Raw genomic sequence first — 15,682 nt, 5'->3', positions numbered from 1 at the left:
AATTCAATGAAAACGGATTTATAATAACTGGAGGGCTTTATAGTAATGAATACACTGTCTTATGGACTTCTAGCTTTACTTAGCGCTAACTCATTGTCTGGATATGAATTAACTCAGAATATCAAGCCGCTCTGGCGTGCTGGACATAGTCAGATCTACCCTCTATTAATGAGCATGGAGCAGCAAGGTTATATCACCTTTAAGCTCATTGAACAGACCGATAAACCGGATAAAAAAGAATACTCCATTACGAAAGCAGGACTGGAGCAATTGCGGCAATGGGTGGAAACTACTGCAGAGCCTCCGGTGCTGCGGGATGAGCTGCATTTTAAGCTGTATAGCTTATGGCTATCCAACCCGGAAGAAGCCAAGGACCTATTGCTAAAACGTGCAGAGTTTTGTAAAAGTGAGCTGGAGCGATACAAGGTTTTGCTCAAAGCAAACGAAGTCTTGCGTGATGAATGCGGTGAGACTCGTGAGTTAAAAGCCACCACTTTTGGACGTTATTTACTGATCCACAAACGTGTGCTTGATATGGAGAGCTCTATACAATTTTGCGAATGGGCACTTGAAGAGCTTGAGTCGAATCAATAACATTATAAACAAGCAAAAAAGAGACCTCATTTTGTATCTGAAGTCTCTTTTTACTTACATTTATTCGGATTTAGATAGATTAAATAGTTGCACCTCGCAACGAGTACCCGCTCCAGGCTGACTCATCATTCGAATCTTGCCTCCATGCAATTCCACCAGCTTTTTAACAATGGAAAGCCCCAGACCTGAACCACCGTATTGTCTTGAACGTGATTTCTCTACCCGGTAGAAACGTTCGAAGATATAGGGAAGCTCTTTCTCAGGAATACCTATTCCTGTATCTTCAACTATTAGAGTTGCAGCATCCGCTGCAAATTCCACATGAACAATAATCTCGCCTTCATCCGTATAACGAATTGCATTTTCCAGAAGGTTCATTATAATCTGTTCCATACGTTTTTGATCTCCACGGATCATATACGCATCTCCGCTAAGCTGAAGCTTCAGGTGTAATCCCTTCTCTTTTGCTTTCAGTTCAACTCTGCGCACGGCTTGTTCCGCTAGCTTACTGAGATCGATCCACTCTTGGGTAAGTGTAACCTTTCCTTCCTCCATCTTTGCCAGTTCAAATAAATCATCCACCAGATGCTGGAGCCGATGTGCTTCCTGATGAATGATGTCCAGGTATAGATCTCTTTCCCCTTCGGTCTCGTAAAGTCCATCTTTTATAACCTTGGTGTACCCCTCCAAATATGTAATGGGCGTTCTCAGTTCATGTGAGATATTTGCCAGAAATTCCTGCCTTGTATCCCTGTATCGTTGTAGATCGACAGCCAGATCATTTATGGCTGCAGCCAAAAAACCAATCTCATCGTTACTACGTATAGAAAGTCTCGTTTCCAGCTCGCCAGCCGCGATTTTCCGGGTTGCCTTTTGCATCTTGATCAGAGGTCTGGACAAAATCATGGCGATCACACCAGTGATCCCTAAAGCCAATATAAAAGCCCCCATTCCTGCAATCAGCAGGAGGTTCCGGATGGAAGCCAAAGATTGCTTCATACTCTCTGTAGAGGACATTACATAAAGTGCAGACTGAGTTGTATCCCCCTCCATTATTGGTTTTCCAATGATAAAATAAGAATATCCAGCAGGATCTTTATACTCAAAATCAACACTTTTCCCAGCGAAAATCCTACTAACATCCGAAGCATGGATGAATGAACGATCCAAACGATCATGTACACCCGAGTGGAGTATCACATTGCCATCCTTTGAGATATTAAAGATACTGACATCCGAAAATTCTGCAAAGGTACTCATCATCTGCTCGTTTGAACTATCCTGCGATTCCGCCATTCCAATAAAATGTGAGGTGAGTTCCTCCGTCTCTTTTTGCATCTCGTTGTAATAAAAGTTTGTAAACATCCGCTCTATAGTAACTCCAAGGACAAGCAAAACAACTACAAAAACAGACATAATAACAAAACCAAGCTTAAGTCCGATGATGTTATGTTTCATACCTGATTACCGGGAGCATGAAATTTATAACCTAATCCCCACACCGTCTGAACCGGATTATAGGCTAGCCCTGCTTTATGTAGTTTCTCGCGGATATTCTTAATATGGGTGTCAATAACACGATTCTCCCCCTCATAATTATTCCCCCATAATCGCTCCACCAGTTCTTCTCTCGTAAAAACCCGGGTAGTATTTTGCGCCAAAGTGGCCAGTAGATCAAACTCCTTGAGTGTGAATTCAATGGATGTATCCTGAATATGTACCTCCCTAGCTTCTGGGTATATTTTAAAATTAGGGTATGTGAGCACCTTTTCCTGAGGTTGTTGAACAAAAGTAAGTGTTGAACGCCGCAGCAGAGAATAAATCCTAGCCACTAATTCTTCCGGCTCAAACGGTTTAGTAAGATAATCATCTGCACCTATACCGAGACCACGTACCTTATCCTTGGTTTCAGAACGTGCGGTTAGCATTAGAATTGGGATAGAGCTTGTCTCCCTCACCAGCTTGCAGACCTGCCAGCCATCCATATCCGGCATCATCACATCCAGCAAGATTAGGTCAAAGCTGTGTTGTTTCAACAGTTGGAGTGCCTCATGACCCGTTGACGCCTCTTTTGTAGACATCCCTTCTTTACTTAAATAAATCCGCAATAAATTCCGCATGTTCCATTCATCATCTACGATCAGTATCTGTAGCTTATTCAAGCCGTTCACCCTCTTTATGACCTAGTTCTTCTCATTATACAAAAAAACACAGAACAAGCCGACATCATCCCTAAATGATGCCAGCCTGTGATTATGGTTAGTGGCCGGAATGCAGATTGCCTCCTGCAGCAGGTGAGATTTCTAGCATGTCATCGATTTCACTTTGTGCTCGCTCATTTATTGTAAGGTTATCCCCAGTTATCCAAGCATGATTGTAAGGACCTTCTGCTGGTGAATCTTGAAATTTAGGTTGAAGCTCCATCATATACTCCATTACTGAATCTGGCAGCCCGTCTTTTTCCGTAAAAATAAGCGGCGCATGTTTCCCCAAATGAGAAAAAGGCGCAGCGGCGATAGCTATCATCGTTGAATCCGTGGTTAACAAAGACAGGTTATGACCGGGTGTATTGATTCCCCAGCCGAATCCGTTATTGGCATCCTTAAAACTTGCAAAAGCTATAGCGTTCTTAAAAACATCTTCTCCAGCTATACGGAGAACTGTTCCGTATTCTTTTAATTGCTTTTCTACATCTGCTGAGACAATGTCTTCTGGTCCTAGGATGTAAATGGTTGCGCTACCTCCACGTTCTTTTAAAGCCTCGACCGTTGAGTTAGGAATTTCGTCTTTGGTTACAAAGAGAAGAGGTTCAGGCATATGTGCGATCCAATTCACTGCTGGCAACGTGTACTCAGGGCTATCCATAGAACCAATAATGACCGACTTTGGAAGTTCACCCGCTGCTTTGGCGTAATAAGTATCTATAGCCTGAGCTACTGCCGCTGGCTCATCCCCTTCTATCCGGTCTACTTTTAAATCAATGGCCTTTAATTGTTGTTCGACATTGGATGCCATAGGCCCAACAAGCACTACCTGAACCCCTTTATTGCCTTCAGCACCTATTGGATTCAGTCGCTTAAGTTCAGCGAGAGTAACCTCAGGAACCCCTTCTTTTGTGGTATACAGTACAGGCCCATTACTGGGATGATGAATCAAATCTGCACTAACTGCGGCGATCTGCCAATTACTCACATCCGTCAAAACTACACTTGAAGGTCTATTATTCTTTGTTTGCGCAGTCCATAAAGTCTGAGAAACTAACACTGCGGCTTGAATCGGATCTGAAGTGTTAATACGAGTAGTATTCTTCGTAGCTATCCATGGTTGCTCCACCGTTGCAGAACTAGCTTGCGAATTAACCTTGGATGGAGAATTATTGCCTGATTGGCAGCTTGTTAACACTGTACTCAAAAGCAAACTAACGGCAACAAATGGTATGATTTTTTTCATCCTAAACCCTCCTGTGTGATGTTCTCGCTTGATTTAGAGTAGTTTGGTCTACAAATGTGTGGAAAGTATGTAGAATTTAAAATAAATAAAATTTGTATATAATGCAAAAAGAGCATCCCGTAAGCCATGAATGACTCAGGATGCTCTTGGTTTAAAGTTTTTTCAACACTTACCAGTGTTTAGCGATAAAAGTATCCCGACCGGATTGCTCCCGATCTTCTTTGTAGTGCTTGGGATTCTTATGATGATAATCCTGATGATACTCTTCTGCACGATAAAAAGTTGGCGCCGGAAGAATTTCCGTAACGACTGGACCGGAGAATCTGCCACTGACCGCAACCTGTTCCTTCGAGGCAAGAGCTGCTAAACGCTGTTCTTCATTATAATAGAAGATCGCTGTCCGGTACTGAGTTCCTCGATCCTGGAATTGCCCACCATCATCGGTAGGGTCAATCTGAGGCCAATATAATTCAAGCAGCTTCTCGTATGAAAAAAGCGCTGGATCAAACGTAATCTGCACAACCTCGTAATGCCCCGTTGTTCCGGTTTTGACTTCTTCGTAGGTTGGATTCTCAGTTAACCCTCCCGCATATCCCGATACAATTCCATGAATGCCTGGTAATTCCTCAAACGGTGTCACCATGCACCAAAAACATCCGCCTGCAAACATCGCTTGTTCCATATGATCCAATCTCTCCCTATCTATCTTCATCTAATAAATAATATATGCTATGACGATAAAGCCAAAAGATCATAAAGTCAATGGAAGTCCGAAGCACCATTAGAATTCAATTCTCCAAAACGTTATAATATAACAACAACAGAAGTAGAAAGGAATGCGCTATGAGAAAAAATCGTTTAGGACAATCCGATTTGTATGTAAGTGAAATAGGACTTGGCTGTATGTCTTTGGGTACGGATGAGGCGAAAGCCATTTCCATTGTTCATGAAGCACTCGATCAAGGAATCAATTTTGTTGATACAGCAGATCTTTATGATGAGGGCCGTAATGAAGAGATTATTGGCCAAGCCATTCGTCAACATCGACAGGATGTAATCCTGACCACAAAAGTTGGCAACCGCAGAATTCCCGGCCAAGATGGCTGGAGCTGGGATCCTTCAAAAGCCTATATTAAAAATGCAGTCAAAGATAGTCTCAAACGGCTGCAAACCGATTACATCGATCTATACCAGCTGCATGGCGGCACTATTGAAGATCCAATTGAAGAAACGATTGAAGCTTTTGAAGAACTTAAGCAAGAGGGTCTTATCCGCTATTATGGGATCTCTTCTATTCGTCCTAATGTAATTAGAGAATATGTGAAAAAATCAAATATCGTAAGTGTTATGAGCCAATATAGCATTTTAGATCGACGTCCTGAGGAAGAAATCCTTCCTCTGCTAGCTAAGCATGGAATTAGCATGATCGCACGCGGGCCTTTAGCAGGGGGCATACTGTCAGAGCGTGGTCGCAGCAAAGCCGAGAAGAATTACTTAGATTACAGTAGTGAGGAACTTCTGAATTTGCATGATCAGCTTTCGCAGGAAACTAGTGACTCTCGCAATCTTGCACAAACAGCGCTTCATTATCCACTAGCTAATCCATCTGTAGCCGTTATTATTCCTGGGGCAAGCAGTCTGGAGCAATTAAAAAGCAATGTAATGGCTGCTGATGTAGCTCCACTCACTTCGGAGGAACTTGCAGACATTCAGCGGATAAGCAAAGCAAATCGTTACAAGCTTCATGTATAGATTAGTCACTTTCGTTAAAAACAATGGGGTGTCCATAGCCATACAATGGCTGTTGGGCACCCCCTACTTTTTGGAGCTACCTGATCGCTGAACTAATCCTTAAACTTGGTTTAATTAAGTACTAATCACACTTATGAATCGCACTATAGGACATAGTTGACCTTATACGCTACTTTTTCCTATATTAAGGGTGCTCGCGGACTCCATAGCCGCTATGAGCATGATAATCACCATATATCACCCTCTATTTAAGAAATAGCAGCACTGGAGTCCGAAATCATGCTCCAACGCCTAAATATATACAAATAACGTCATCTGGGTCCGGGTCCGAAAGTATTCAAGTCACTCCGCGTGACACATCCAGCCTGCCATAATTCCAGTAGAATAAAATCGAGTGATTCTCGTGAAGCCTGATTCTTTCAATAACTCTTCAATTTGTTTTTCAGGAAGGAAAGAGATTTTCGTAATATTGCTACTTACATTATCAAACGCTTCGGGAGATTCATACCCTGCAACCCAAAAGCTTTTCCATACGTTTATTCTGTCGTGGAGTTCAGGATCATCCAAATCTCCATATGCACTTACGAGAACAAATGGAGCACCCGGTTTCAGATTATCCTTTATGGAGCGAAGCAATTTCAATTTTTCTTGAACATCATGGATGAAATGAAGGACCAAAATACAACTTGCCACATCGAACTTTGAGTCCTGCTGAGGAAGATCATCGATTGTCCCAGGAATCAGACTGACACGGCTCTCTAAGCCCAGTTCATCTATCTTTAATTTCGCGATCTTAAGCATATCTTCCGAAGGATCCACTCCAGTAAATGTCCAGTTTGGGTTAGATGGCCCCCATGCCGAAAATTCATTTCCTCCCCCCGCACCGACCACGAGCATAGATACAGGGATGTCACCTAACTCGAAGCGAAAATAAGATTGGATCATCGAAAATAATGAATCATAAGAGGGAATCGAAATATGAGTGGTTTTTTCATAGGTCGCCCTCTTGGCATTTAATTTTTGCTCTTCAGTCATTGTAATCATCCTCCATTGTTTTAAACTTCACATTTCAATATCAAAACCCACATTAAAGTCATTACGGATTTATATTGTCTCTAATAACCCCGAAAAAAGAACGGATCTTTACTCCGTCTTCATCGTTTTTGCCAAATCTGCAATTTTCGTGTTCTCTAAGTACTGCTCCATCTGTCGCTCAGCGTCAATCACAACCTGTTGAATCAGACATTCACTTCCGTGATCTAGACTGCATTCAAAAAAGGAAGCCGTTCCTTCGATTGCATGGATAATATCCAAAAAAGATATTTCTTCCGACTTGCGTCTGAGACGATAACCGCCATTAGCACCAGGTGCAGATTGAATCAATCCAGCCTTCACTAGCTTAGTCATCATTTTGGACAGATAGGTTTGGGAAACACCTAACTTCTCAGCAAGCAATTGAACACCCACCGGCTTATCAGACGCCACCGTCACCATATAGAGCATTGCATGAAGTGCATAATCTGTCGCTTGGGAATATTTCATTCAGCACCTCCATTAACGACTTTAGAAATCTATGATAACTCTAACATTGCTAAAAGGCAAGTATGTTTGCTTTTTAAAAGAGAAGAAGCTCAAGAATCTTTGTCCCAAGCTGCTCATTTTTTGCTTCAAAAGTAACGATAAAAACCGGAGTTTTATATAGATGTTTTTGCTGTTGCAGCGTATTTTTTTTCCAGAGCTTGTTCTGAAAACAATTCAAAATTAGGGTTAGACATTAATAAATACTCAGCCATAATATTCTTAACTGTGATCATCCGAATGAACTCCCCTCAACTAATTGGAGTATACTCACCATTAAACTCAAATTCATAGTCATTAGCGATACGGATATAGCCATATACGCAATGCCAGCGATCTCTGTAGAAAACACTGGAATAATTCTGATTATCCCTATTTCCTTCAGCAACTAAGATCTCCTTGTCATCGCATGCTAAAACAATACCTGTATGATCGTGAGGGTCATTAGTTAGCAATTTTTCATAAATCACAATATCACCACGTTGAGGAGTAAACCCCTCTTGCCCGTCAAAATAAAAAAATGCGGTCTCAGGTAGTTGCGCCCACTCTAACCATGCCCCTACGCCAGCTAATCGAAAATCAGCATTCGGATATCGAATCGGCAGCAGAAATCCAGCTTGCATACAGCAGTAATATACAAATGCTGCGCACCAATTGTTTTGTAATACTTTATAAATCGCTTGGTCAGGCCAATATTTACAGATTTCTCGATATCGTTCGTTTCCTGGTATTCCAACAATGTTTTCTTTTCCAAATGCTTCAGCAATATTAGCTAACTTGCCTCGTTTATCCGTAGGCTGGAGAACTTCAGCCCCGCTACTGTAATCTATCTCTTCCAAAAAATCCTCTGGAATCGTCATTTCACGAAGTACATTCCGAAGTCTAGTATTGTCCTGAGGCATTAAGATACAATTCCTATTCTGAAAATATGATTGTAGAACTTGAGCATCCTTTAGAATCTCTTCATAGGGACCCTGAACTTTATTCCTGTCCCCTTGATGGAAGATTGCCTTTAGAATTTGAGTCAGCTCTTCTTTGGTAAACATATTCAAGTCTCTTAATAAAGGCCTTACGGTATCAGCACTGTTGGGACCTGGAAATTCCTTGACTCCGGTTTTGAAGAAATAATAATTATGAAGCAGTCCTATAATGGCTGCCAATTCCTGATTTTGTTCTCTTTTCATGGCAAGCAATGAAGCGAAACTAGACACTCCGTACAGGTGAACACACGCTTCCTGTTTCCATTGTTCGCTACCTATAGACATGATCATTTCTTGAACCAGCACACGCACACTATCGAGGCGCTGGTTCACTTTTGTTATCAGTCGTTGAGTCACTGGAAACCTTCCCTTCCGTTACTACTCAGCTGTAATAATATCAAAACTAATACTGACATGAATCTTTTTATTAATTCAGTCCCTAATGACTTCCTTTTTATGTCCATCCTTGACGAACTCCACACCAAAATAATCGGTATTACCGTTCGCCCCGAATTCAGCAATCCGAGCGTCAGACTTACTCTCAAAGTGAATGTTATGTTTAATATTAGATCTTGGTAACAAGGTAATCTCTTGCGGCTGAACCTCTGCGAATGACCAGATCCCTTGAGGATTACCGTACTCTCGAAAGATTGGACGGATCATAACGGTTTCATTTTGCCCGCCATAGTTGATTAGCCTGATTGTACATTGAACCTGCACAATATCCTCTTGAGTACCGTACATACAGTGCGAATCTTTTTCCAGAAAATCCACAACTTCAATTCCATCATTGTTCATATTCACAAGATAATACAATCGTTCTGTTAGAAATGGATATAATATAATGAAAATGATGATAGCAAGCAAAACGGTTCTGCCTACATATTTTTTATAACACTGTCTAAAGTGCTTTATAGTTAAACTCCCACTGAAAATTAACAAAATGATCCCGAATATTGCTGAATAATGTAAACCATGGTTTGTCGCAGGTTCGCTCCAAGGCGGAATTCCAATGGTTCTGAAGAGGTAATCCCCAAACATAGTACCCTGATGTGTGATTCCCACAAAAACTAAAGAAAAAAGCAAAAATAAAACAGCTATCCAACCTTTACCCTTGGTCATTTCATCCCTCCCAACCAATAACAGTTATGTCTTCTCTATCCTCTAAGGAAAGATTCCTATGCATATGCAGTTCAATTTTTTTACCGCTAAAACTCAAAGTGTAATCAACTACGTAAGGGGTTTCAATGTAATTTACCGTGAGGATTAATTTGGAATCATCATATTGCCAGCTTGCAGATGTACAAACTTCCTGCTCACTAAGGGATAAGTCTTTAATAAATAAACTTTTTGCATGGGTAGGCCTTAAAAAATCGAACGGAAATTCATCTAAATGATCGTCGTAAAGTAAAGAAAAACTAAGGTGCTCATCTTCAAACTTCAGTGTTAATTCTTTGATTTTATGCTTATTATCTTCAAAGATATAAATTCCACTGTACGATCTATAATCTACTTTAACTATCCTGTTTACTAAGGAGGTAAATGTAGGAGGTTTTATAATGTTAGATGCAACCGTTGGCCAATCAAAGTTCAGTAATTTTGCATATATGATATCTAAAAAATCCTGTAACTTCTTCATCTCGGTAAAACTTGAAGTTGCAGCAATCACAATCTCTTGACTCGGATCAATGAAACACAATTGACCAAAAGCTCCATTCCCCATCTTACATCCATTCCTGCACATAAAGAACTGATAACCATATCCGTTTGACCAGTCAGCCTTATTTTGTCCCCAACGATTATCGCTTTGTTCATTTAGCGCCAGCTTTAAATAATCTTTCGAAACAATTCTACGACTATTGTAAACCCCTTGATTGAGGAGCATCTGGCCAAATTTCGCGATTCCATCTGTTGGTATGCTTAGTCCCATTCCACCAGCAACAATTCCTAACGGGCAAGTCTCCCATTCTGGTCTTTCTATGTCCAATGGCGTAAATAATCTTGGCATTAAAAAATCAACAAGATTTTCTCCAGTCGTCTTTTCGATAATAGCCGAAACCATATAAGTGGCGTGTGTATTGTAATTGTAATAACTTCCCGGTTCATCTTCTACGTCCAAAGCTAAAAAGGCACGAACCCAATCATTTTGCTTGGCTATCGCACCATAGATACTATTGTTATGTCCTGTATTCATGGAAAGAAGATGATGTATCGTCATCTTCTCTAAATTAGGTGAAATTGAGCTAGGAAGCTGATCCGGGAAAAAAGAAACCACTTTATCCGTTAATTCAAAATAACCGTTATCCCATGCTATGCCTGCTGCAATAGATGTAAAGCTCTTACTTAGAGAAAATAAAACCTGGGGAACGTTTTTGCGGTACGGTTGACGATAAAACTCGGTAATAACTTCTCCCTTACGTAATAGCATAAAAGTATTAACCGGTAAATCAGATCGTTCAAGTTCTTCATAAAACTTAGACAGCGCTTGGGTCAAATTCTCTGGATTATCCATTTAAACCTCGCTTGTCGTTATATTTTGAGTTTTTAATAATTCTCAGGTAGAGCACTAAGTCTCGTGTCAGGTCTCCTCCATTTGTTCATTTAGACGGCAACCTTGTCATACTTAACCTAAAGACTTGTTATACCAAAAATAATCTTCAACGTTTTACGACTCTTCTTACATATTTTCAAGCCTTGTTTTAAGTCTAGAATGATTACAGTTTTGCCAATCCAAATCCTGAAATATAACGAGCGGAACTTTACCGGTTTCATTATGCCTTTTTCTTCATATTCCGTTCCATCCTCTAACTCCGTTTCAGTTCTAATTAGCCATGTATTGCCGATACCAAATTCGATATACTTCAGAATCTATCTCCCCCCGTACAAGAGCTGCTTTTATTGCTCAATAGTTTTTATTAGATAAAGGCAGAGATCATCGTCCACACAAACATGTGCCCCAGGCTCAACAGGCTTATTATCGTACATGATTCCCCGCCCATCAGGGATAAAACCACGCTTTATATACATCCGTTGTGCGGTTCCATAGTCAGCGTATAATCCAAATCCAATACCAATAGTATTAGATATAGTAAAAGCATCTTTTTCAAGAGCTTCAATTAATACACTTCCTACCCCACGTTTCCTAAATGGCGGGATGACGTCAAAGTTTTGAATTTCAGGTATATTATTCTCTGCAAAATAAGGATATTCCGACCTGTATACCACATGTCCCCATCCAACAAACTCATTTTCACAAAAAGCTAAAAGTGTAACTCGCTTTTCATTTTGATTTTCTTGCCAACAACGTTGGACATAATCAAGAGGTTGGCTTACGTCATGCTCAGATAACCCCGTATGTATAATATCAATATCGTTTTGTGTCATTCGACGGATTTGTAAAGGTAAGGCCATAATATAATTTCCTCCTAACTTATTAAATGAGTCCATTCCTATATTAACATACTAATTAGGATTAATCTGGTAAAAAACAATTATTGTTAAACTACCCTGTCAGATAAAAGAACAGGCTGCCGAATATACCGGCAGCCTGTTCTGATTTTGTTATTTTTTTATTTCTTTAAGGTAAAAGTCATATAATTGATCAATAGATGAACTTGAAAAGATAGACGTGGCTTGTTCAATTTTCTCACGTTTCCAATCGAACCAGCACATTTCCTTTAACTTTTCGATTTCTTGATCTGTAAACCGTTGCTTGATCACTTTAGCAGGATTGCCGCCCACTATCGTATACGGTGGGACATCCTTTACAACAACTGATCCTGCCGCAACAATAGCACCTTCGCCTATTTTCACGCCGGGCATAATCATTGCATTCATCCCAATCCAGGCATCACTAGCAATGTTTGTATCCCCTTTGGATTCGTAAGAGTTTGCAATCTGGTCTACAAAAGGATACACGGTAATCCATTCAGGATGATGATTGTGATTCCCACCCATGAGAATAATTACACCACTAGCAATACAAACATAATTTCCTATAATCAATTTATCTAAATGCCAACCATAATCTTCACTGGGATTAAACAACTTTCTTGATTGTTCATCACCCCAAAGGTATCTGACACACCCATCTTCAAAATCAAGATTATCGTAATAACCAGAGTAGTAAGAGTACTCTCCTACCTCTATCATTGGGTTGGTGACAATATCCTTTAAATACTTAGTTTCAGACCAGTGGCTGAACTGATGTTGTTTCATTTTCTTTCCCTCGCTTCTAAGTAATGTAATTCATTTATACTTAGAAGCTTGATGCAGTAGCGACATTCTTAAACCTTTTCAAACGACGAACCATCGTCCTCATCCTTTTCCTAATTGATGCCGTCATTGTAACAAACGAATGATTTATTCGTCAAATCAACCGTATTGTCCGAACTCAGCTCAATTATGAATTTATCGGATTACGGCTAGCCTTAACATGTTTAAGCTGGGCAACTATAATGACGCTAATGATCACTAGAAGGAACCACGAACTGATCTTACTGAAACTAACCAGTTGCCACGTTTGATATTGATCAGGATATTTCCATGCATTAAAAAATGTAGCGATATTTTCAGCTAACCAGATAAAAAATCCTACAATAAAAAAGGCCAGTGTCAAGGGCATTCGATAGGTAACCGTCCGTACCCTATAAGTGATCCATGTTTTCCAGAAGACAACAACCACAAGCGCTGTCAGCCACCAACGAAAATCAGGAATGAAATGATGTGTGAAAAAATTTAAATAGATGGCTCCTCCCAACAATCCCGCTGAAGCAAGCCCCGGCCAACCGGTCATATCCATTTTCAATCTTCGCCATATCTGGCACATAAAGCTTGCGACACTTGCATACATAAATCCACTATAGAGGGGTACACCAAACACCTTCGTAAACCCTGGCTCAGGGTATGCCCATGAACCCATCTTTACCTTATAGATTTCCAGCAATAAACCAATAACGTGGAACACACAGATTACTTTTATTTCATCCAGTGTCTCTAATCCAGTACGGTACATGAGGTACTGCACTGTAAGCAGTATTAGAAGAATGGCATCATAACGGTAAAGAAAAGGCATTTCTATTATGTTAGAAAGAGCTAAAGTCCCAAAAATCGCAACAGGAAATATACAACTCATCGCCTGATGATATCCGAAATGCAGTAATTGTGTTATTGACTTCATTCTTATGTTTCCTCATCATTTTTGTATTCTAATAGATCTCCAGGCTGACATTCCAAAGCCTTACAAATTGCCTCTAACGTTGATAATCGCACCGCTTTTGCTTTTCCATTTTTCAATATAGAAAGATTAGCCATTGTTATTCCAACTCTCTCCGAAAGCTCAGTAACACTCATTTTTCTTTTAGCCAGCATCACGTCGATATTAATTATAATCGCCATTGTTTTCACCTCAGACAGTTAAGTCATTTTCTGATTTTATATCAATAGCTTCTTTTAAAAGCTTTTGTAGAACTGCAGCAAAAACGGCAATCACCATGGAGGCAAAAATGATAATCAAGCCGATGACTATAATCCCTGGGGCATCATCTTTCTCCGCCATGAGGTAAAAGAGTGGCATACCAACTACATACAAGCAACTGATGATGATTGCACAATATTTTATTTTCTTTAAAACCTGTACAGACATTTCCGAGAAAGCATTGTTCTTGTCAATATAGCCTAACAGTTTAAAAGCTTGATACAGTGCAAAGTAAAAAGGTATCGCCGAGGCATACAAATCAATGGCAATGAGATATTTCAATAAACTATAATCCGGATACAGTTCTGCTGCGAAACTCGCTATTTCCGGCACCACAAATATGCACAAGGCAAGCACCGGGATACCAATAAGAATAACCGCTGCCCTTAAAAAAAGTGTTGATCCTCTTTCCATAATAAACACACCTCACAGATTTATTGTGAATTGAATTTATCATATTATTTATCGTTTTACAATATATTTTAATCGATATACAGTTATTATTGGTTGTTTTATAACTTTCGACTAAAAAGCCGAGCTAATTGACTTTTGAAGTCACTAGCTCGGCTTATTTCACCTTTTCATATCTCTTTATCTCTATTTTTCTATTCTACAAGTAATTCTAATACTGACCGAGATCGATAAAATTCAAATCCATGTTAGCTTCATCTTCAGCCTGATTTGCAGCTTCTGTTGATACTGCTTTTCCTTCGTATTCAAGGTTACCGCTTGTCAAATTGAATACATATAGACGATTACCTTTGAAGTACTTATTATCCATATTCTTATAACCCACAATATAGAGATAGTCTTGTTTAAAATCATAGGTAATGTTTTCACTTAAATCTATATTGGTATTCTTCAGAGTAGTCTCATATTCTTTACTCACGAGATCGTAAGAAATAACAGTAAATCCTATATTCTCCTTACCCGATACAGCTTTTTGCAGGAAATAAATTTTCTGTCCATACGCATTCATAATATTATTCAATAACATTTCATGCCCTTGGAACGCGAGCGGCGAGATTTGTCCTGTTGCAACATCTACTTGATATGCCTTTTTATGATTATCTTTACTAACCGTTAAAATCCATTGATCCGAGTGATCCAGATTTTGATTGGCTAACCTAACGAATTGATTATCCCCATTTGCTGCTTCAGATTTAGCTCCTGGTAATACGAGCGGCTCATTCGTAATCTCCTTTGTTGTTAGATTAACACGGATAATCTGCGGTTCAGTTACATAACCTTTGGCGCCGTGATTCAAAAACACCATTGCAACAAGCTCTTGATCAACAAGCTGTACATTTTGTACATAGATATCTGAAATATCATGATCCACATTGATATCGGATCTGATTTCCTGCGTATTATCCTTTTGCTTATTAAGCACAGAAATACTGAGTCTAGCATTTTTCTTCGCTGATGGATCATTTGATTGCTGCTTATCTACGGTCCAATTCACGTAAGCAAGCATATCCTGATTTTCATAGAACCCAGCTAAGTTCTTCTTCCCACGCATGAACTGACGATGCTGATCCCTCCATTTATCCAATTGTGTGTTCACTGGTCTTCGGTTTAAGCTTTGGCTGATCGTTAACTTTTCATCTGGATAATCTGTACCATTTGTAGTGATATTAGCTCGTTTGATGCCAAAAACACTATCCTTAGTCAGATAATTTCCGTATAAGGCTATACCTTCAACGAGGGAAGCATCCCCTTGAACCATCGTCAGCTTATAATTAGGTAGTGTCTCTTGTGAGGCCTGTACATAATACGTCCCGATTGTAACAACCGAGAACACTACAAGAACGGCGGTAACCATATATTTTCTCATTCCTTAACCTCCATA

The 15,682-nt window shown here is 39.8% G+C and carries 18 protein-coding genes; 2 read left to right on the top strand and 16 right to left on the bottom strand.

The features are described from left to right. The first annotated feature begins 45 nt into the window (after positions 1-45). The gene (locus NST94_RS13745; RefSeq protein ID WP_076302009.1) at positions 46-594 is read left to right on the top strand and encodes a PadR family transcriptional regulator; all 549 of its coding nucleotides are present in this window, start codon (positions 46-48) and stop codon (positions 592-594) included. A gap of 60 nt (positions 595-654) precedes the next feature. Here the strand turns inward: NST94_RS13745 and NST94_RS13740 are convergent, their stop codons facing one another. The 4 genes from NST94_RS13740 to msrA form a co-directional block, all read right to left on the bottom strand. Continuing rightward, positions 655-2,052: a HAMP domain-containing sensor histidine kinase gene (locus NST94_RS13740; protein WP_339282083.1), complete on the bottom strand. Its 1,398-nt coding sequence runs from the start codon at positions 2,050-2,052 to the stop codon at positions 655-657. Then, entirely contained in the window at positions 2,049-2,756 is a 708-nt protein-coding gene (locus NST94_RS13735; RefSeq protein WP_179086327.1) for a response regulator transcription factor, read from the bottom strand. The genes NST94_RS13740 and NST94_RS13735 overlap by 4 nt, the downstream gene beginning before the upstream one ends. 97 nt (positions 2,757-2,853) lie before the next feature. Continuing rightward, positions 2,854-4,044 (bottom strand): cell wall-binding repeat-containing protein, encoded by a 1,191-nt coding sequence (locus NST94_RS13730; RefSeq protein ID WP_339282082.1) that lies wholly within the window; start codon positions 4,042-4,044, stop codon positions 2,854-2,856. A gap of 169 nt (positions 4,045-4,213) precedes the next feature. Then, on the bottom strand, positions 4,214-4,726 hold the full coding sequence (msrA, locus tag NST94_RS13725) for a peptide-methionine (S)-S-oxide reductase MsrA (protein ID WP_076185882.1): 513 nt from the start codon (positions 4,724-4,726) through the stop codon (positions 4,214-4,216). Between the two features lie 161 nt (positions 4,727-4,887). Between msrA and NST94_RS13720 the strand changes: the two genes are divergently transcribed. Next, positions 4,888-5,796 (top strand): aldo/keto reductase, encoded by a 909-nt coding sequence (locus tag NST94_RS13720; RefSeq protein WP_339174058.1) that lies wholly within the window; start codon positions 4,888-4,890, stop codon positions 5,794-5,796. Positions 5,797-6,138: 342 nt separating this feature from the next. Here NST94_RS13720 and NST94_RS13715 read toward each other — a convergent pair whose 3' ends face one another. From NST94_RS13715 to NST94_RS13660, 12 genes are all read right to left on the bottom strand, one after another. Beyond that, positions 6,139-6,831, bottom strand: coding sequence for a class I SAM-dependent methyltransferase (locus NST94_RS13715; protein WP_076275684.1), 693 nt, complete (start codon positions 6,829-6,831; stop codon positions 6,139-6,141). 108 nt (positions 6,832-6,939) lie between these two features. Further along, entirely contained in the window at positions 6,940-7,338 is a 399-nt protein-coding gene (locus NST94_RS13710; protein ID WP_036678138.1) for an Rrf2 family transcriptional regulator, read from the bottom strand. 287 nt (positions 7,339-7,625) lie between these two features. Further along, positions 7,626-8,687: a CHAP domain-containing protein gene (locus NST94_RS13705; protein WP_339282081.1), complete on the bottom strand. Its 1,062-nt coding sequence runs from the start codon at positions 8,685-8,687 to the stop codon at positions 7,626-7,628. A 99-nt stretch (positions 8,688-8,786) separates the two neighbouring features. Further along, positions 8,787-9,476, bottom strand: a complete 690-nt coding sequence (locus NST94_RS13700) for a hypothetical protein (protein WP_076302003.1) — start codon at positions 9,474-9,476, stop codon at positions 8,787-8,789. Between the two features lies 1 nt (position 9,477). Beyond that, entirely contained in the window at positions 9,478-10,866 is a 1,389-nt protein-coding gene (locus tag NST94_RS13695) for a serine hydrolase (RefSeq protein ID WP_076305070.1), read from the bottom strand. 116 nt (positions 10,867-10,982) lie between these two features. Then, positions 10,983-11,219, bottom strand: a complete 237-nt coding sequence (locus NST94_RS13690) for a DUF3977 family protein (protein WP_076280541.1) — start codon at positions 11,217-11,219, stop codon at positions 10,983-10,985. A 30-nt stretch (positions 11,220-11,249) separates the two neighbouring features. Further along, on the bottom strand, positions 11,250-11,765 hold the full coding sequence (locus NST94_RS13685) for a GNAT family N-acetyltransferase (protein ID WP_076185895.1): 516 nt from the start codon (positions 11,763-11,765) through the stop codon (positions 11,250-11,252). A gap of 150 nt (positions 11,766-11,915) precedes the next feature. After that, positions 11,916-12,572, bottom strand: a complete 657-nt coding sequence (locus NST94_RS13680) for a CatB-related O-acetyltransferase (RefSeq protein ID WP_339248631.1) — start codon at positions 12,570-12,572, stop codon at positions 11,916-11,918. Positions 12,573-12,756: 184 nt separating this feature from the next. Further along, positions 12,757-13,533 (bottom strand): DUF817 domain-containing protein, encoded by a 777-nt coding sequence (locus NST94_RS13675; protein WP_076194264.1) that lies wholly within the window; start codon positions 13,531-13,533, stop codon positions 12,757-12,759. A 2-nt stretch (positions 13,534-13,535) separates the two neighbouring features. Beyond that, on the bottom strand, positions 13,536-13,751 hold the full coding sequence (locus tag NST94_RS13670; RefSeq protein WP_076129351.1) for a helix-turn-helix transcriptional regulator: 216 nt from the start codon (positions 13,749-13,751) through the stop codon (positions 13,536-13,538). A 10-nt stretch (positions 13,752-13,761) separates the two neighbouring features. After that, a complete protein-coding gene (locus tag NST94_RS13665; protein ID WP_038570783.1) occupies positions 13,762-14,244 on the bottom strand; it encodes a DUF2975 domain-containing protein in 483 nt (160 codons plus the stop codon). A 208-nt stretch (positions 14,245-14,452) separates the two neighbouring features. Continuing rightward, a complete protein-coding gene (locus tag NST94_RS13660; RefSeq protein ID WP_076194266.1) occupies positions 14,453-15,667 on the bottom strand; it encodes a hypothetical protein in 1,215 nt (404 codons plus the stop codon). Positions 15,668-15,682 lie beyond the last annotated feature (15 nt).

This window comes from Paenibacillus sp. FSL H8-0282 (genome assembly GCF_037963825.1).
Taxonomy (GTDB): Bacteria; Bacillota; Bacilli; order Paenibacillales; family Paenibacillaceae; genus Paenibacillus_AQ; species Paenibacillus_AQ odorifer.
The sequence above is the reverse complement of the archived record's forward strand: the minus strand, read 5'-3'. Positions and strand labels throughout refer to the sequence as shown.